Origin of the sequence: Streptomyces sp. NPDC101219, assembly GCF_044767675.1 — a bacterium.
Classification (GTDB): Bacteria; Actinomycetota; Actinomycetes; order Streptomycetales; family Streptomycetaceae; genus Streptomyces.
In genome coordinates, this window is record NZ_JBIWOK010000023.1 from 1 (window position 1) to 17,788 (window position 17,788).

18 protein-coding genes are annotated in these 17,788 nt (G+C 72.1%); 10 read left to right on the plus strand and 8 right to left on the minus strand.

Annotated elements, in window-relative coordinates:
- Positions 1-187 precede the first annotated feature (187 nt).
- Positions 188-1,234, plus strand: coding sequence for an SPFH domain-containing protein (locus ACIRPP_RS30295; protein WP_403649430.1), 1,047 nt, complete (start codon positions 188-190; stop codon positions 1,232-1,234).
- Complete coding sequence (locus ACIRPP_RS30300) at positions 1,231-2,130, plus strand: hypothetical protein (protein ID WP_403649433.1); 900 nt, start codon at positions 1,231-1,233, stop codon at positions 2,128-2,130. Before ACIRPP_RS30295 ends, ACIRPP_RS30300 begins: the two co-directional genes overlap by 4 nt.
- Before the next feature lie 319 nt (positions 2,131-2,449).
- On the opposite strand, the gene ACIRPP_RS30305 is transcribed toward ACIRPP_RS30300, so the two are convergent.
- From ACIRPP_RS30305 to ACIRPP_RS30330, 6 genes are all read right to left on the minus strand, one after another.
- Positions 2,450-3,070: a restriction endonuclease gene (locus tag ACIRPP_RS30305; RefSeq protein ID WP_403649436.1), complete on the minus strand. Its 621-nt coding sequence runs from the start codon at positions 3,068-3,070 to the stop codon at positions 2,450-2,452.
- 518 nt (positions 3,071-3,588) lie between these two features.
- On the minus strand, positions 3,589-4,611 hold the full coding sequence (locus tag ACIRPP_RS30310; protein WP_403649439.1) for an alpha/beta fold hydrolase: 1,023 nt from the start codon (positions 4,609-4,611) through the stop codon (positions 3,589-3,591).
- A gap of 269 nt (positions 4,612-4,880) precedes the next feature.
- Positions 4,881-5,207 (minus strand): GNAT family N-acetyltransferase, encoded by a 327-nt coding sequence (locus ACIRPP_RS30315; RefSeq protein ID WP_403649442.1) that lies wholly within the window; start codon positions 5,205-5,207, stop codon positions 4,881-4,883.
- A 271-nt stretch (positions 5,208-5,478) separates the two neighbouring features.
- A complete protein-coding gene (gene tpg, locus ACIRPP_RS30320) occupies positions 5,479-6,036 on the minus strand; it encodes a telomere-protecting terminal protein Tpg (RefSeq protein WP_360594965.1) in 558 nt (185 codons plus the stop codon).
- Between the two features lie 14 nt (positions 6,037-6,050).
- A complete protein-coding gene (gene tap, locus ACIRPP_RS30325) occupies positions 6,051-8,342 on the minus strand; it encodes a telomere-associated protein Tap (protein ID WP_403649446.1) in 2,292 nt (763 codons plus the stop codon).
- Positions 8,343-8,425: 83 nt separating this feature from the next.
- A complete protein-coding gene (locus tag ACIRPP_RS30330) occupies positions 8,426-8,809 on the minus strand; it encodes a hypothetical protein (protein ID WP_403649449.1) in 384 nt (127 codons plus the stop codon).
- A 355-nt stretch (positions 8,810-9,164) separates the two neighbouring features.
- Between ACIRPP_RS30330 and ACIRPP_RS30335 the strand changes: the two genes are divergently transcribed.
- Positions 9,165-9,581 carry a hypothetical protein gene (locus ACIRPP_RS30335; RefSeq protein ID WP_403649452.1) on the plus strand — a complete coding sequence of 139 codons (417 nt, stop codon included), beginning with the start codon at positions 9,165-9,167 and terminating at the stop codon, positions 9,579-9,581.
- A 66-nt stretch (positions 9,582-9,647) separates the two neighbouring features.
- Positions 9,648-10,181: a hypothetical protein gene (locus ACIRPP_RS30340; RefSeq protein WP_403649455.1), complete on the plus strand. Its 534-nt coding sequence runs from the start codon at positions 9,648-9,650 to the stop codon at positions 10,179-10,181.
- Between the two features lie 84 nt (positions 10,182-10,265).
- Here ACIRPP_RS30340 and ACIRPP_RS30345 read toward each other — a convergent pair whose 3' ends face one another.
- Positions 10,266-10,640 (minus strand): DUF6223 family protein, encoded by a 375-nt coding sequence (locus ACIRPP_RS30345; RefSeq protein ID WP_403649458.1) that lies wholly within the window; start codon positions 10,638-10,640, stop codon positions 10,266-10,268.
- 263 nt (positions 10,641-10,903) lie between these two features.
- On the opposite strand from ACIRPP_RS30345, the gene ACIRPP_RS30350 reads away from it, so the two are divergent.
- The 5 genes from ACIRPP_RS30350 (at position 10,904) to ACIRPP_RS30370 (ending at position 14,778) form a co-directional block, all read left to right on the plus strand.
- Positions 10,904-12,037, plus strand: coding sequence for a sensor histidine kinase (locus ACIRPP_RS30350; protein WP_403649461.1), 1,134 nt, complete (start codon positions 10,904-10,906; stop codon positions 12,035-12,037).
- Positions 12,034-12,711: a response regulator gene (locus tag ACIRPP_RS30355; protein ID WP_403649464.1), complete on the plus strand. Its 678-nt coding sequence runs from the start codon at positions 12,034-12,036 to the stop codon at positions 12,709-12,711. The genes ACIRPP_RS30350 and ACIRPP_RS30355 overlap by 4 nt, the downstream gene beginning before the upstream one ends.
- Before the next feature lie 240 nt (positions 12,712-12,951).
- Positions 12,952-13,560, plus strand: coding sequence for an HAD family hydrolase (locus tag ACIRPP_RS30360; protein WP_403649467.1), 609 nt, complete (start codon positions 12,952-12,954; stop codon positions 13,558-13,560).
- Positions 13,561-13,656: 96 nt separating this feature from the next.
- Complete coding sequence (locus ACIRPP_RS30365) at positions 13,657-14,067, plus strand: RidA family protein (protein ID WP_403649470.1); 411 nt, start codon at positions 13,657-13,659, stop codon at positions 14,065-14,067.
- A 129-nt stretch (positions 14,068-14,196) separates the two neighbouring features.
- Complete coding sequence (locus tag ACIRPP_RS30370; RefSeq protein ID WP_403649473.1) at positions 14,197-14,778, plus strand: hypothetical protein; 582 nt, start codon at positions 14,197-14,199, stop codon at positions 14,776-14,778.
- Positions 14,779-14,868: 90 nt separating this feature from the next.
- Here ACIRPP_RS30370 and ACIRPP_RS30375 read toward each other — a convergent pair whose 3' ends face one another.
- Positions 14,869-16,224: a hypothetical protein gene (locus ACIRPP_RS30375; protein WP_403649476.1), complete on the minus strand. Its 1,356-nt coding sequence runs from the start codon at positions 16,222-16,224 to the stop codon at positions 14,869-14,871.
- A gap of 379 nt (positions 16,225-16,603) precedes the next feature.
- Between ACIRPP_RS30375 and ACIRPP_RS30380 the strand changes: the two genes are divergently transcribed.
- Complete coding sequence (locus ACIRPP_RS30380) at positions 16,604-17,788, plus strand: ABC transporter substrate-binding protein (RefSeq protein ID WP_403649479.1); 1,185 nt, start codon at positions 16,604-16,606, stop codon at positions 17,786-17,788.

The following is a 17,788-nucleotide window of genomic DNA, read 5'->3' on the forward strand; positions in this document are numbered from 1 at the left end:
CACCCCCCAGGTCATCCCATCGACAGGGGGCAACAGTCATGCCGGGCCCGGAGGCCAGCGGCCCTCTTGCAGGACCGCGAAGAAGATAACGGGGCAGGCGGCAGGTGCGGGCATGTGGGTTTTCGTCTCCTTGACGATAGAAGCGCTCGATGGATATCGTCATGGCGACGAAAAAGGGGGGTCTCACATGGCCGACATCACCTCACGCCTCGGCTGGCGTCACCTGCGCTCCGCGCCCACTGCCCATGTGCGGTACCACCGGAACGGCCGGCTCGTGCACGACGGACCGGGGCTGAGTTTCTGGTTCCGGGCGCTCACCGCCTCGCTCTCCGAAGTGCCCGTGGACGACCGGGAACTGGCCGTCGCCTTCCACGCACGCACCTCGGACTTCCAGGACGTCGGCGTCCAGGCGACCGTCACCTACCGGATCCACGACCCGGCGACGGCCGCCACCCGCCTCGACTTCTCCATCGACCCGGATTCCGGTGCCTGGCGCGGCGCGCCCCTGGAGCAGATCGCCACGCTGCTCACCGAATCCGCCCAGCAGCACGCCCTCGACGTGCTCGCCCGTACCCCTCTGGCGTCCGCCCTCGCCGACGGCGTCGCCACGGTCCGCGAGCGGGTGAGCAGTGGTCTGGCCGCCGATCCCCGCCTGCCCGCCACCGGCATCGAGGCGGTCGCCGTGCGCGTGGTGGCCGTCCGGCCCGAGCCCGAGGTCGAGCGCGCGCTGCGCACGCCGGCCAGGGAACAGATCCAGCAGGAGGCGGACCGCGCCACCTACGAGCGGCGCGCGGTGGCGGTCGAGCGCGAACGCGCCATCGCGGAGAACGAGTTGGCCAGCAAGATCGAACTCGCTCGCCGTGAGGAGCAACTGGTCGAGCAGAACGGCACCAACGCACGCCGCCGGGCGGAGGAGAACGCGGCGGCCGACGCCGTACGGGCGGAGGCCGAGGCCTCACGCATGGTGCGCCTCGCCCGCGCGGAGGCAGAGGCGGCGGAACGCACCGGCGCGGCCCGTGCCGAGACGCAGGCCGCCTGGCTGCGGGTCCACGCAGAGGTGGGCCCGGCCGTCCTGCACGCGCTGGCGGTGACCCGGCTCGCCGAGAACCTGCCCCGCGTCGACAGCCTCACCCTGTCGCCGGACGTCCTCACCGGCCTGCTGGCCAAGCTCGGCGCGGCGGCGCCGACGGCAGCCGGCAGCGCAGAGGAATCCGTGGCGGAGGCACGGCCGTGAGCCTCGCCCCGCGCGCCGTGCTCGTCCACCGCACGACCGAGTACGAGGAACTGCTCGCCCGGCACGGCACCCGCGGGCAGGCGGAGTTCTTCCTCGCCTCACGGGGCAGGAGCATCACCGACGTGGCCGACCGCCATCGCCGCGCGGCGCGGGCCATCGCCGACGTGGCGGCCGCGATACCGCTGACCTGGCGGCAGGCCCGCGTCGAACGGTCCGACCTCGACCGGTTCCTCTTCGGCCCGGAGGACATCGTGGTGGTCGTGGGACAGGACGGCCTCGTCGCCAACACGGCGAAGTACCTGTCGGGCCAGCCGGTGGTCGGCATCGACACCGATCCCGGCCGCAATCCGGGCGTCCTCGTACGCCACCGGCCCGCAGACGCCGGCAGGCTGCTGCGGGCCGCCGCCCAACGGGGCCCGGCGGCGGAGGAACTGACCATGGTGGAGGCGGTCGCGGACGACACTCAGCGGCTGGTCGCCCTGAACGAGATCTTCCTCGGGCCGACGAGCCACCAGACCGTCCGTTACCGGATCGGCCCCGACCGCGACGGCGCCGCCCCGGAAGCGCAGGCGTCGTCAGGCATCATCGTCGGAACGGGGACCGGGGCAACCGGATGGCTGCGCTCGCTGTGGCTCGAGCGCGGCAGCACCCTGGCACTGCCCTCCCCGGCCGAGCGGCGTCTGCTGTGGTTCGTACGCGAAGCCTGGCCGTCTCCCGCGACGGGGACCTCCCGGGCGGCCGGCACCCTGTCCGGCGCCGAGGGGCTGCGGGTCACCGTCGAGAGCGACCGTCTCGTCGTCTTCGGCGACGGCATGGAGTCGGACGCACTGTCACTGACCTGGGGCCAGAGCCTGCGGGCGGGGATCAGTGACACGGCCCTGCGTCTGCTGATCTGACCGGCCTCGGCCGGAGCCGTGTCGTCAAGGGCCCCGGCTCCGGCCGGATGGCCCGGCCCGCCCGGCCCGGAGACGGCCGGGGCGACCTGGCTCCGTCCTTCTGTCGCCTCGTCGCGCAGGAGGGCAGGCCCCTCGGCCAGGGCCCGGCTCAGGTCTCGTTGGCGGCGGGGAGTCCTGTGCGCGCCTGAGAATCTCCGTAGGGGCGGTGTTCGGCATCCCCGTTGTGCGAGGTGCGGATCGCGGCCGGCGGCGGGAATGCTCGTCGCCCTGGTGACGGGTCGCGGTGACGGCCGGGTGCCGGGTCGCGACGGTGCAATGGTCAGACTGTGGGGCGCCGCCTCGTGCCACCGCCGTGTCCGTTCAGCGGGATCAGGGTCTCCAGGTGAGCGCCCTTGACCCAGGCGCCCAGCAGGTCGCGGTGCAGGGCCACGATGTCCTGGCGCAGCGCCAGCCCCAGCGCGGCCTTCGTGAACGTGCGGCAGGTGGTGACGAACAACGCGATGTCGGCGCCGTGTTCGAGGCGGGCGGTGCCGACGAACTTCTGCATGTCCTGCGAGGACACACTCCGGTGCGGCGCGTACTTCTTGCACTGGACGACCAGTTTGCGGCCGTCGGCCAGGTAGCCGACCACATCCGCGCCCAGGTCGCCGCTCCTGCCGCTGACCTCGACCTTCGTGCAGCCGTCCCGTCGGCACAGATCGGCGACGTATGCCTCGAACTCCTGCCACGACAAGGCGTCGACCTCGGCCATCGACAACTCCCGTGCCCGGGCCTCCTCCTGCGCCCGCCACGCGCGGTCCTCGCCGACCGCGTTCCGGTGCGCCCGCAGCAGCTTCCATCCGGCCCCACCCGACACGGCTGCGGCGCACACCGACACCAGGACGGGCCACACCACCGACCAGTTCCGGACCGCCCACACCACGGCTGCCGCTGCCGCCACCGCAGCCAAGCCCTGTAGCCGCCTCCGCGTCCGCTTCTTCAAGCGCCGGTGCCAGCGACGTGCTGCCATCACTCCCCCAGTTCCTCGTCCGTCCCCAGCCCCGTGATGCGCGCGCGGACCGCATGCGCGGTCAGCCGGAGCATCCTGTGTAGCGGGGCTTCAGTGACCTTGGAGGCGGATTGCCGATCAACGGCACAAATCCATCGGACCTGACCGAATGCCGCGGGGTGGTACCCGGCGGTCGACCCGAACGCCGCGCGGATGGCTGTCTACGACCGCCGCGTGCACCACGCAATCGGCTCCCTGGGTCTGACCCTCACCCCCGCGCCGGGACGCTGCGGCCGCTCCACGCAACTCCTCGACGACCTCCTGCGCCACGGCTCAGCACACGCCGACGGCTGGAGCGCACGCGACATCGACCCCGCCATGTACTGGATGGGCGCCCGCCCGCAGCCACCGGCTCCGGTACGACCTCCGTGTCAGCGCCGGCCAGGAGGGCCGGTCGGGGCGTCGGCGGTTCAGGGTGATGCGTCGACGACGTCGCGGATCGTGTCGATGACCAGGCGGGGCCGGTAGAGGTAGATGTCGTGGCCGCTGTCGGTGTTCTTGATGTACTTCCGGGCGTCGAGGGCCGCGCTCAGGCGCTGCTGGGAGGCCAGCCAGTTCTCGAAGGTGACCTGTTCGCCCTTCCTTGCCTCGGGGGGCAGGAGGTCGACGCGCCACGGCTTGTCCGCGGACAGCACGATGGCCGGGACGGCGGGCGGCTCGGCGGCGGTGTTGATCTTCTTGAAGGCGTCGAGGAGGCGCACTCCTTCTCCGGACTGCGGTGACGTCTGGGCGTTGGAGGCGTCCCAGTTCTTCACCGCCTGGGGGCTCGCGACCTCGGTCATGTGCTCGGTGACGGCGTCCACCATCACCAGGCCCGCGACGTTCTGCGGATGCGTGCGCGTGTAGAGGGTGGCGATCAGACCGCCGTAGGAGTGGGCCACGAGGACGTAGGGTCCCGGCTCGCCGAGGGCGGTCAGCAGTGCGCCGAGGTCGTGCACGTCGGCGTCGATGGTGTGCGGCTGCGGCCTGGGCGTGGAAACGTCGCCACCTGTGGCGCGGACGTCCGGGCGGTCGTAGGTGCACACCCGGGTGAAGCGGGAGACCTGCGAGAACACCGAGTCGCTGCTGCGGTGTATGCCGCTCTCCCGCCAGGGCAGGTCGTCGCCGGGCGCGTCGTGTGCGGGGTCGTCCGGGTCCAGGATCGACATCCAGTCCTCGGCGCCGTTGCCCTTGCCCGCGATGAGGACCACCGTCGGAGAGCCGCTGCGGGCGTGGGTGCCCTTGCAGGCCGCGTAGATCTTGCGTCCGTCGCCGATGTCCACGAGTCCGCTGACCTCATCGTCACCGGCTTCGGTACGCGCAGCCGGTGACGGATCAGGGTCCGTGTCCGCTGCGGCGGCGACCGCGCCGGGGCCGGCCCAGGGCAGCGCGCACAGCAGCAGCCCTGCGAGGGCGCTGCGTGCACCGCGGGTGTGGGAGGGGAACCAGGACATACAGCCTCCCGGAACCGGAGAAGGCTCCACGAAGCCGAAGGGCCCATGGGCGAGTTGCGGGCCGGACGGACTCCGGTTCCCATCGTCCCACCCGCTCTCACTAGACGCACGGCGGGGACGAGTGAGGGTGCGGGGTCCCGTCGCGCGTCCGTGCCGCTCGGCGGCGCGATCACGGACGAAGCCCCCAGAAGGCAGGGCCGGAAAGGCCTACGGCACCGTGTTGATCACTGTCGGAGGCGCGGGGTGGTGATAGGCCCTCGCACGATCGCCTACAGGGTGATCCAGTAGCGGCGCTTGATGCCCGCGCTGGTGGTGCGGACGTCTTCCAGGACGCCGCCGTTGCGTTCGATGCTGCGGCGCGACCCGGTGTTGTCGTCGTCGCACGTCACGAGGACGCGGTCCAAGCCGAGCGCTCGGGCCTCGGGGAGTACCGCCCCGAGAGCCCACGTTGCCAGGCCGCGCCTCCGGTAGGAGGGCCGGACGCTGTAGCCGATGTGCCCGCCGATGCCGAGCAGGAGGGCGTTCAGGTAGTGCCGCAGGTCGCTCGCTCGCAGGTAGTCGGCGCCCTCGACGATCCACCAGTGGGTGGCATGCACGCGCTCCTCGCACACAGCGACCGACCTGTCCGATTGCTGGTGCAGTCGTGCGACCCACTCCGAGAGGACGCCGGGGCTGTCGAGGTGGCCATCGGGGGCAAGACGCAGGCCCGTGCCGTCCTGGTGGGCGCCTGGAGGCCACTCGTCACGCGCGGCGAGCCACGAGGAGTGCAGTCGGGCTGTCGACGCGATCAGTTCAGGCGTGCGACTGAAGCTGACATCATCCACGACTCAGCCCATGGGCAGTGTCGTGCCGACGCCGGTGCGGTCTCTACAGCTCGAATTCCACATGCTCGATGTCGGTGAACCGGACCTCTTCCAGGCTGCCCGCGCGGCGGCCGCCGTCCTGGAAGTAGACCTCCTTGAGCGCTTCGGCCGCGATCTCCCGCAATCGGGCGTCGCCGGCGCCTGCCTCCTGGGCGTCGAAGAGGCGGGCGGCGTAGACGGGGGGCAGGGCGACGGTCAGGTGCCGGATGCGGTCCTGGTCCGTCGACCCGATCGGGGCGGTGTAGCCGAGGCGGGCGCGGGTGTCGATGACGATGCCCCCCGTGCTCGCTGCCTGTGCCTTGGCCCTGGCCCTGATCCGTGGCTGCCACCGCTTGGTCACCTCACGCTCCAGGCGCGCGGCCAGGTCCGGACGGGGCTTTCTGATCTGGTTCCTGACGTAGCGTTCGACGGTGCGCTGGGAGACGCGCAGCAGTTGGGCAACCGCGCGCGTGCCCTTCATCTGCCGGACCAGGTACCGCATTTGGGCAGGTGCGCTCTTGGGCGCCGGGCGGGTGAAGGACTTGTGCACCGCGGCGTCCAGGCCGTCCCCGAACAGGCTCATCTCGGCCGCCTCTCCTACTCTCCGTCGTCGACGCCGGTGACGGTGCCGTCCTTGATGTAGCGGGCGAGGTTGAGTTCCGGAGCGTCGAAGCGCTCACGGACCTCTTCGCCCCACAGGACGCTCTGGGTGCCCTCGTGCTTGACGAGGCCGGGGTTGACGCCCAGCTTGAAACCGCCGGGCAGCGGCTTGCCGTCCCGGTAGGGCAGGACGTCCAGCGGGCTGGTGCCGTCGGCGGCGTAGACGACGCAGTCGGACAGGACCGCCACCGGGTACTGGCCGGTGAACGCCGCGTGCCGGACCATCTTGCGGTGCAGGTTGATGCGGGTGCGCGAGATGACCGCCGCCCGGATGTCAGGGCGCCACGTCGGACGGGACAGAGCCCGCCACGGCTCCCCCGGCCGCCAGCCCTCACCGCGCGGGCGCTCACGCAGCTTGCCCAGGCCGCCCTTGACCGTCGCCTTGACCGCCGACACGACGATCGCCAGCTCCGGGTCACGCCCCGCCCAGCCGTCCATCGCCGCGAGGAAGTCGGCCGGGGCCATGTCGGCGTGGACGCCGAGGTCGGCCATGGTGGCGAGGTAGGCGTCACGCAGCCGCTGGTACCAGCCGTCCAGGTAACGGCCGTTGTCGTGGCGGACGTACGCCTCCAGCGGGCGGACCTCGTAGCCGAGCTCCTGGGCGTAGGCGACGGTGGGTGTGGCGTACCAGGCCGGGCCGGTCGGCCGCTCGCCCTTCGGCGTGAACGGGGAGGGCAGCAGGTCGCCGTCCAGCTCCACCCACTCCTTGCCGGCCTTCACGCGGGACAGGTCGATGTGAGACAGGTCGACCAGCCACGAGCCGGGCAGTTTCGGGTCGAACACCGGGGACGTGACGTGCGTGGGCGCACCCAGACCGACGTTCAGGCCGTTGGCGCCCGCGGCGAAGGCCATGTTGACGTCGATGCCGACCAGGTGGCGCAGGGTGCACTCCGCGTCCGTCATGGGCCGCGCCCAGTCGTACGCCTCCTCGAACAGCTTCTCGCCGGGGCCTCGGACGTGGAAACGCGGCAGATCCTTCAGCAGCGGATGCCCGTCCGGGGCCTCGCACGGTGCGCAGTCCACCGGGTCGCTGCCCAGGCTGCCCGGGTTGCGCTCGGAATGCCGGCGGCCGTCCGCGTCCGGCTGGGAAGCGCGGGTCGGCGGGTGCAGCGCGGTCATCAGCTCGAGGCCGGTCACCGCGGTCGAGCCGCACGGTGTCATCACCCTCGACGCGTACACGCCCAGAACCCGGGCCAGCTCCGCCGGGGGAAGATCGGCGGCGTCGCCCCAATGGCGGGGGTCCAGTGCGTTCCACGACGGGATGCACACCTGCACGCAGGACCGCTCCGCTCCCTGCGCAGGGCGGTAGATCCGCGCCCACGGTCCGAAGCCGCGCTTGGTGAGCTTCCAGCCGGCACGCGTCAGCTGCTTGACGACCTTGTGCCCCTCCCCGATCCGTCCGGCCAGCCGCTCACCGTCCGACAGTGCGGCGGGCAGACCGTAGCGCTCCAGCGCGGCCCCGGTGAGGACGAGCAGCGGATCGGCGTCCCGGCCCGGCCCGGACAGCCTCGGCTGCCCCAGCTTGGCCTCGCGCAGGGTCCAGTCCATCAGGGCGGGGATGCTCTTGGCAGGCACCTCCAGCATCAGACCGCCGGTGCAGTACGCCAGCACTCGGCCGCCCTCGGCGTCCACATCCACGACGGCGAGTGGCCCGTTGGCGAAGCGCGAGTCGGGTGCCTCCGGCGTGCCCGCTGAGGTTGTCGTCCTTGCGGCTGGGCCTGCGGACACCGGGGAGGGGGCGGAGATGCGGGCCGACTTCGGGGCGGGGGCCCCGGGAGCGGTGTGGGGCTGAGTGGCGCCCCGGCCCGTCTCGGTTGCAGCGCCGGGGGGTGGAATGGCGGGCTCGCTGGGCGGGGGTGGTGGGGTGGCCTCTGCAGCTGGTTCGGCCGGTGCAGCGGGTGCGGCCGGTGCCGCCGGTTCGTTCGGATCGAGCGGGCTCGTGGCCGCCGGTGCCGCTGTGTCCCGCGCGGGCACGGCCAGGGCAGCAGGGGGTGGGTAGAGTTCCGCGAGCTGTTGGAGGAGCCGGGCATACGCGTCGCGTTCCGGCGGTCGCGGCTCGGTCTTTCCGGCCTCCCATCCGCTGACGGTGGCACGGCGTACCTTCAGCGCCGTGGCGACCTCTTCGACCGTCAGGCCGTGGGCCTTGCGCAGACGCCTGCGCTCGTCCGGCGGCGGCAGCGGAGCGCGGGACGCGACCAGCGCGTCGATCGCATCGAACAACTCGGACACGGATACCTCCTGGCCGCCACTGTAGACCAGGGATCGCACGTATCGCGTACTTCGGACGTGCGTTCCGCGTACATGGTGGGGCGTTATCCGGGGCCGGACAGGCCCCACCGCACCGCGGCCGCCACCCCGAGCGTCACGGCCGGTACTGCCCACGGCCACCTCATGACCCGCCGCACCGAAGGCGCCAGCCACAGGGCTCCCGCCGCGCCTGCGGAACCGATGGCCAGGGCGCAGCCAAGCTCGATACCGCCGTAGGCGGCCTGGTCGTCATCTCCGTCCGGTTGGGTGTTCATCGCCAACCAGAGGCAGAACGCTGCCGCGAGCGTCAGCAGCACCACTGGCACGGCAAGGATTCCGCGGAGCAGGGTGCGATCGTCGTCCGGGTGGTGGGGGCGATCGTCCGCCGGGTGACCGGAGTGTCCGGCCTGTCGAGTGTCGTCGGAGTGCGGGGAGTCGGGGGACTGCATCAGCGGGTCGCGCTCCTTGCCTGGTCCAGGGGTTGGAGGGGGCAGTCGCGCGGCCGCAGCGCTGCCCGGGTGCACAACCCACCTCGTACGGCCCTCCGTTGTACCGCGCGGCAGGCTCATGTTGTTGTTTCCGAGCGTCTCGGTCGAGGGGCTGCGGTCCGGGGGCAGTGTCGGGGCGGCACAATAGTCGGCGGGTCATGGTGACCGGGTACGGGGCAAAGGGGGCGGCACCATCGTTCGACGGCGCATGCGGCGTACGGTCCGGGCAGGTCTGGTCGCGACGGTGCTGGCGGGGGTGGCAGCGTGTGTGCCTACGCCGCCCGAGCCGCTGCCGCCCCGGTTCTCCGGTGCTGCCTTGTCTGCGGACACGGCGGTGTCGGAGGTGCGGTCGGTTCTGGCGGCCGAGGGCATCGAGGTGGACAGGGAGCCGTCGGACGGCTCCGGAAGGTGCCTGGAGCGGCTGCACGGCCGGCACTCGCTGCAGAGGGCGGAGGCCGCTGTGCGGGCGGCTTTCGCACGGGCCCGCTCCGAGTACGGCTGGCGAACCGGGCCGGACATGGGTGCCCAGACGCTCACCCTCGCCAAGGGCAACTGGACCGTTGTGGCCCCCCTGCCCGGGGAAGCGGCCCAAGGGCTGGACGTGCCCGTGGTCGTGTCGATGACGTGCGTGGACGGCGGCGGCCCGGCCGACGGCGACGGCGACGGCGACGGGGCGAGCGCGGGGCCGGTGCCGCCGAGTTCGGGCGACGGCGGTGCCGGGTTTGGCGGATAGCGTGCGGTCATGGTGATGACGGGGAAGCGACGGGTTCTGTATCGGCAGGGCACCGGATTCTGGCGCATGACGACGAAGTGGGTGGTCGTCTTCGGCTCGTTGGCCGTCCTGGACGGCGGGCTGCTGCGGTCGTGGGGGGACGCACTGGTCTGGCCGCTGATCGGGCTCATGTTGTGGCTGCCCTTCGGGGTCGGTGTCGTCTGGTATCCGAAGAAGGACCAGCGCGTGCAACTGACGGTGCGTGACCTGCGGGTGCGACGCAAGCGGCTGCCGATGGAGAAGGTGAACCTGCTGCACGTGGCACGGCTGTGGCTGGAGGGCCGGTCGACCGCCGACGAGCAGCCGGTGCGGGAATGGGCGCGGCGCGACCGGGTGGTCTGGGTACCGCTGCGGGACGGCCGGGCGTTCGGCGTGGAGTTCCGTGATCCGGCCGCGTTCGCCGAGGTCTTCGGCACCTTCGCGGTCGAGGCATGCGGCGGGCCCGACATCGTCCGGGCGCGGGCCGCCGCGGAGACCTACCCGGAGCCGCGCCCGGTGCGGCCCCGGCCCGCCGAGGGCGGCGGCTCCTCCTGGGCGGATGTCCTGGACGTCTTCGGCTGACGGGCGGGACGCCGGGGCCGCATCGGTCGCGGCCGTACGTCTCGGACGCTTACGTCTCGGACGCTTACGTCTTCGAGCCGGCTGTCAGGCGGTCGTCCGATCGGCGGGCCGGGCGGCGCTGCGGCACCGGGTCAGGGCCCTGCGGCCGAGGAGTACGGCGCCCAGCCCGAGCGGGACGGCCACGACGGCGCCGACGAGTCCGTTGCCGGTGCCCGGGCCGCCACTGGCGGTGGCCAGGTGCAGTACCGCGAGAACCGTGCCGGCCGTGCCCGCCGCGATGGCCGCAAGCCCGCCGGTGCGCGCTCGGTCGGTGCTCATCCGGCGGCCGGTGCGCGACAGGACCAGCCAGGCGATGACCAGCCCGAGCGCCCCCGCGGCCAGAGCCAGGTTGGCCCCGGTGCGTCCGTCGCCGATGATGCCGCCCTCGGCGGCCGCCATGAGTGCTGCTGAAACGCTCATGCCGCTCCCCTTCCTCTTCTCTTCCGCGGCAGCCCTTCTTGGCTGCCGCCCGTGCTCTTCCGTGCTTCGGTGCTGCCATCCAGAGCATGCGCGCCGGCGGGCCTGCCGGTCGTCCAGCAGACGCGGACACTTGCCTCTGCTGCCGCGGCGGCACCCGGGTACCGCGGGGGCGGCAGGCGGCTCGCCGGTACCGCGGACGTGGTAGCCGTCCGCTCGTCCACAGGCCGGACGCGCCCACCACCCCATCCGGTTACGGTGCACCTATGGACAAAGGACGGTTCGCTGTCCCGGCCGCAGTCACCGACGGGGCCATCGCTCTGGGTGTGGCGGCGTTGCTGCTGGTCACCGGGCTGTCGGGGGCGCATCCGTCCGGAGCGCGCGAGCTGCTCGGAGCCGTGCTGCTGGTAGCCGGCGGGCTGGCGCTGGCCGCGCGCCGCCGGGTGCCGCGCGTGGTCCTGGCCGTCACCGGGCTGTGTGCGGTGGGCTATCTGGGGGCCGGGTTCGACGTGCTCACCGTGGCCTACCTGGTCGCGGTCTACGGTGCGGTACGTGCCGGGCACCGCACCGTCACACTGGCCGTCTCCGTCGGCCTGCTGGTTCTGCTCCCCCTCACGGCCCTGGTCCTGCACGACGCGGGCCCGGGCGAAGCCGTGGCGCAGGCCCGCAACACGCTCGAGCTCGCCTGGCTGATCGCTGCCTTCGCCGCCGGGGAGGCGGTGCGGCTGGCCGAACGGCGGGCCGACGAAGCCGAGCGCACCCGCGAGGAGACCGCGCGCCGCCGGGCCGACGAGGAGCGGTTGCGCATCGCGCGGGAACTGCATGATGCGCTCACCCACCAGATCTCGGTGATCAAGGTGCAGTCCGAGGTGGCCGTGCATGTGGCGCGGCGCCGAGGTGAGCAGATCTCCCCTGCCCTGCTCGCGATCCAGGAAGCCGGGCGGGAGGCGAGCCGGGAGTTGCGCGCGACCCTGGAGGCGCTGCGCGACGACGACACCAGCCCGCCGCACGGCCTCGATCACATCCCTCAGCTGGTGGAGCGGTTCCAGGGAGCAGGTCTGGAGACGACGCTGACCATTGGGGGCCATCCGCATGCCGTGCCGGCTGCAGTGAGCCGCACCGCCTACCGGATCGTTCAGGAGTCGCTCACCAACGTGGCCCGGCACGCCGCTGCCACCACGGCCAGGGTGCTCATCGACTACCGGCCGGACGCTCTCGCCCTGCGCGTCGACGACGACGGCACCGCCGTGCCGCCCTCCGCACCGACACTCGGGCCGGGCCTCGGGCTGCTCGGCATGCGGGAACGCGTCACAGCCCTGGGCGGGCGGCTGCACACCGGGCCGCGCAGCACGGGCGGCTTCACCGTGCAGGCCGAACTGCCTACGAACGGAGCCTCGTGATCCGGGTTGTCCTGGTCGATGACCAGCCGCTCATCCGCAGCGGTTTCCGTGCGCTGCTCGACCTCGAGGACGACATCGAGGTGGTGGCCGAGGCCGCCGACGGCCGGGAATGCCTGGCGCTCGTCAAGGAGCAGTTGCCCGATGTCGCTCTCGTCGACATCCAGATGCCCGTCATGGACGGCATCGAAGCGACCCGCCGCATCGCCGCGGACCCGGCCCTGGCCGGCGTGCACGTCGTCATGCTGACCAACTACGGCATGGACGAGTACGTCGTCGACGCGCTGCGCGCCGGAGCGGCCGGCTTCCTGGTCAAGGACATCCTTCCGGAGGACTTCCTGCACGCCGTACGCGTCGCCGCCCGTGGTGACGCGCTGCTCGCACCCGCCCTCACCCGCAGACTCATCGACCGGTACCTCACCCAGCCACCGCGCACCCTCGCAGGCACCGGCAGCGGCAGCGGGCTCGCCGAGCTGACCAGCCGCGAACGCGAGGCGGTCGTGCTGGCCGCCCACGGCCTGTCCAACGACGAGATCGCCCACCGTCTGGTCATCAGCCCGGCGACCGCCAAGACCCACATCAACCGGGCCATGACCAAACTCCACGCCCGGGACCGCGCCCAACTCGTCGTCCTCGCCTACGAGTCCGGCCTGGTTATTCCGCGCAGCAGCTCCTGACCCGATCCCGAACACGTCCCGGGCCGCGCCCCCGCCCTCGCCCTGGCTACTCCGCCTGCGGCCAACTCGCCCCACGGCCGCACTCGCCCCACGGCCGCAACAGAACTGCCACAGGAACCCAAGATCGCTTGACCCTGCCCCGGCGGAAAGGCCGACAGTGTCCCTGTTCGGAGGACCGGTGAACCGGGGCTGGTGCTTCCTGCCCTGCCGGGGACATCAAGCGAAAGGGAGGGGACTGTCGTGGCCACACCGTGCATCATCCTCGACATCGGCGGCGTGCTGGAGATCACGCCGGACACTGGGTGGGTCCAACGGTGGGAGGAGCGGCTGCAGTTGCCGCCCGGCACCATCCACGAGCGGATGCGTGACGTGTGGCAGGCCGGAAGCGTCGGCGGGATCAGTGAACGCCAGGTGCACGAGCAGGTGGGATCGCGCCTGGGCCTCGCCGGCCCCGAGGTGGACGCCTTCATGGCCGACCTGTGGGCGGAGTACCTGGGGACGCCCAACGAGGAACTCATCGCTCATGTGCGGGGGCTGCGGGGACACTGCAGGCTGGGCATCCTGAGCAACAGCTTCGTCGGCGCCCGGGAACGGGAGACGGGGCTGTACGGCTTCGACGAACTGGTGGAGCGGATCGTCTATTCGCACGAGATCGGTGTCGAGAAGCCGGATCCGGAGGCCTTCGGGGAAGCATGCGCGAGCCTGGGGGTGCGACCGGAGAGCTGTCTGTTCGTCGACGACGCGGAGGCGAACGTCCTTGCCGCCCGGGCGGTGGGTATGCAGGCCCATCTGTTCGAGGACAACGCCCGGACGATGGCGCGTATCGCGGCCCATCTCCAGGACGTCTGATACCGAGGCGCCGGCCGGAAAAAGGGCAGGCGGTGACAGCCCTGCGGAGGGCAGGATGTCTGCACCCTGCACTCGCTCGAAAGGACCCCGACGACCGTGGCTCGTGCCGTGACCCTGATCCGCTCCGACTCCCTGTCCGACGTCGCCGAGTACGCCTATGCGGCCACGGCGCCCGCCGAGTCCCGGCTCATCTTCCTCGCGGGGGCGTGTCCGCTCCATGACGACGGCTCCACGGCTGCCGTCGGCGACTACGCGGGCCAGGCATCCAGGGCTGTGGAGAACATGCGGACTGCTCTCGCGTCGGCCGGCGCGTCTCTGGAGGACGTCATCAGCACCAGGGTTCTCGTGGCATCGGACCGGCGGGAGGATCTGGTGACCGCCTGGGAGGTGGTCCGGGACGCGTTCGGCGACCACGACGTCCCCAGCACGCTGATGGGCGTCACGGTGCTCGGCTACACGGACCAGCTCGTGGAGGTCGAGGCCGTCGCCGCCGTGCTCGATGCGTAGCCGCCCCCGCCTCCGCGCCCGCCCGTGCTCCCACAGACACGGCCGCCGGCCGGGATGAGCATCAGCGCTCAGGCCGCCTGAGTAGCTGATCCGTGCCCACGCGGGCGGGGCTCCGCTTTGATCGTCGGCATGGAGAAGAGAACCGCCCTCATCACCGCCGCCGTCGTCGTCACGCTCGTCGCGCTGTGTGCGCTGGTGGCCAAGGGGTGCGAGGCGGTGGCGGGCGGCCCGGTGGGCACGCCGGAGGACCTGCGGGCCCATGTGCGGGCCACCACCGGGGCCGGCAACGCCGTGTACCGCGCCCTCTCACCGGCGCCCGCCGGCGACCCCTCCCCGGTCAAGGAGGGGAGTTCCTCCTGCGTCGACGACTTCGGCTTCGACGACGGCGACGTCACGCGCAGCCAGCCGATCTACACCTGGAAGCTGGACTTCGCGGACGGCGACGACTACCGCGCTGCGATGAAGGCGCTGGAAGCCTCCTGGCGGGCGGACGGGCGCACGGTGGAGAAGGTCGAGCGGGGCATCATGACCACGTTCGACGACGGAATCCAGGTCACCTTTCACCGCGGTTGGTACAGCAACGAGCCGGAACTGCGCGCGGTGGGCAGGTGCATGCGCTATCGCAAGGCCTACGACGACGGCTCCTACCAGTACCTGTACGACGAAAACGGCGACGGCACGGTCGACGAGTACGAGCAGCCGGACCGGTGAGAGCCGAGAGCCCGCCCGCCCGCCGAGGCAGGAGTGAGGCCCCCCGGCAGATGCCGGGCCGGGCCAGGCCGGGCGGGCCGGCGGGCGCAGTCAGCTCGCGCGGTCCGCGTCATAGCGGGCGAGTGCGGGGCGCAATGGCGGGTCGCCGGTGTCCGAGGAGTTGTTGAAGCGGACGACTCCCACCGCGAGCACGGTTCGGGTGCCGGGGATCAGGCATGTCCGGGCGATGTCGAAGGGCTGCTCGAAGTCGTACCGGCGTTTCGGCTTCGGCACCTCGGACGGTTCGGGCAGCCGGTCCGGGGCGCGCAGCTTGTGCACCGTGCCGTCCCGGGTCCGGCGCGTCCACGCGTCCAGGAGCAGGCCACCGGTTCCGTCGGGGACGGTCGTGGCGGTCGCGAAGGCACGGCCCTGGTCGGAGACGCTCACCTTCGTCCACCCGGTGCCGTCACCGGTCAGCACGATGTCCTCGCTGTCGGGTTCCACGTCCGCCTCGCCGTGGTTGAAGTCATGGCGGCCGAGGGCCCACAGTCGGTCGTTCACGGGATCGTGGACGACGGTGTCGAGCGTGGCGGACGGCTCGGGCGGTACGGGGTCGGGGAACCGGTACGTGGGCGCGTCGATCTGCTGCCAGGCACCGTCCGCCCATCGCGCGGAGGCGGGCTGCGGGTAGCACGCGCCACCCTGACCGCACTCGGCGTCCGCCGCACCGGCCACCCAGGCGCGGGGAACGCCGTCCGCCGCAGGCGCGGCGGCCAGGGCGGCGGCGGAGAAGGCGAGAGGGGGGACGTCCCAGCGTTGTCCGTCCCAGTGGACGACCTTGCCGGAGAGGTTCGCCCACAGGTGCGTCCCGGAGGCCACGCACCAGGCACCGTCCATGGCACCGCCCGGCCACCGCTCGCCCTGGACGGCCGGAGGGTCGGGGAGGCGCTGCCAGTCCCCGCCCGCGCGGTGGTGGACGGCGAGACGGGCGGGACGGCCGGTGCCGTCCACCGTGCGCTGCGCGAGCCAGAGCTCACCGGGCGCGCCCGCGGCCAGGGCGAAGACGGACCGCCGGTCGCCCCTCCTCAGCTCGTCGGGCAGCTCGGGCTCGCCCCACCGTTTGCCGTCCCAGTGCTCCAGGAACGGGGCGAAGGACGGTTCGTCCCGCGTGCCCAGCAGCCACACGTCGTCCCGTGACGTGACGGCCAGGGCGCGGTAGGAGGCGTCCTGGCCGCCGGGCGGGACATGGGTGTAGCGCCAGGCCCGGCCGGGTGACGCTGCCGACGGGGCGTCGGCGGCGGGCGGGGCCTCGCCCAGTGCGGACGTGTCCGTGGTGGGTCGGGTGGGTGGCGGTCTCTTTCCCGTCCCGTCCGGCTCGTCGCCTTGGGCGCAGCCGGTCAGCGCGGAGGCGCCGGTGACCACGGCCAGGCCGATGAGGGTGCGCCGGGTGGGGAGGGGAGCGTTCATGCGCACCGACTGTAATACCGGTGATCGGGGCAACTGCGTGGCAGGGTACGGGACATGGTCAGGGGCGGGTCCTCGCCGGGGGCCGCGTGCGCGGGGCGGGCACGCCTGGCGGCATCACGGTCGGGGTGCTCCGGGGGCTCGGTGTGCCGGCCGCCGCTGTCGCGGGAAGGGCGCCGCAGTACCCGTCGCACCCGCGGGAGGTGCAGGTGTCGACCACATGACCCGACCCCCATACATGTAGGTGAGCCACATTGTGGCGGTCGGGTGGCGCACACCACACTGCCGGGTGTCGCTGAGGGCACGGTGATCCGCGCAGGCGGCCCCGGTGCCCTTCGGCCTTCTCCGCGTATCGCCACCGCCTCAAGGAGCTGTACCGAGCATGCGTAGATCCGTTGTCCTCTCCGCCGCCGTGGCCGGCGTCGCCGCCCTGTTCACCGCCGCCTGTTCCAGCCCGGGCAGCAGCACCGCCTCCGGTGACAAGGAGGTCGAGATCGCCCTGATCACCTCCACCAGCGGACCGCTGGCCTCCTACGGCGAGCAGTACCTGCAGGGCTTCGAAGCCGGACTCGACCACGCCACCGACGGCACCGGCCGCGTCGACGGCATCAAGATCAGCGTGTTGAAGGACGACGACGGCGGCGACCCCGCCAAGGGTGTCTCCCTCGCCAAGCAGCGCATCGGCCAGGGCGTTCCGATCATCGCCGGGACCGCTGCCTCCGGTGTGGCCACCCAGATAGCGCCGGTGGCGGCGCAGAACAAGACGCTGTACATCAGCGGGCCCGCGGCCACCGACGCGGTCACCGGTGTGAACCGCTACACCTTCCGCTCGGGCCGGCAGACGTACCAGGACGTGGTGACCGCCAAGAACATCCTGGGCGACTCCAAGGGCAAGAAGGTCGTCGTCCTGGCGCAGGACAACGCCTTCGGGCAGGCCAACGCCGCCGCGGTGAAGTCCGTGCTGGGGACCGGCGGTACCACGGTGACCTCGGTGCTCGCCCCGCCGAGCGCGACCGACCTGACGCCGGTGGCGAGCAAGGTGAAGGCGGCCGGGCCGGACATGGTGTTCGTGGCGTGGGCCGGCGACACCGCCCAGTCGATGTGGTCCACCCTGGACCAGCAGGGTGTGCTGGACGCGGCCACCGTCGTCACCGGCCTGGACATCCGGGCCAGTTACCCGGTGTTCGGCAAGGCGCGCGACAAGGTGACCCTGCTGGCGCACTACGTGCCGGAGGCCACCCGTACGCCCGAGGCGCAGGCCATGCGTGCCTACTTCGGCAAGAAGAAGTGGCAGGAGGACCTGTTCACCCCGGACGGCTTCAACGCGGCCCAGATGGTCGTCGAGGCGGTCAAGGCCGGCGGTGCCGAGGGCGACACCGACGCCATGGTGAAGGCGCTGGAGGGCTTCAGCTTCTCCGGCATCAAGGGTTCCAACACCGTCCGTGCGGGCGACCACGCCCTGCTGCAGCCCACGTTCCAGGCGAAGTTCACCACGGCGGGCGCGCCCGAGGTCTCCCGTACGTTCGACGCCGAGCAGGTCGCACCGGCCGAGAAGAAGATCGGCTGA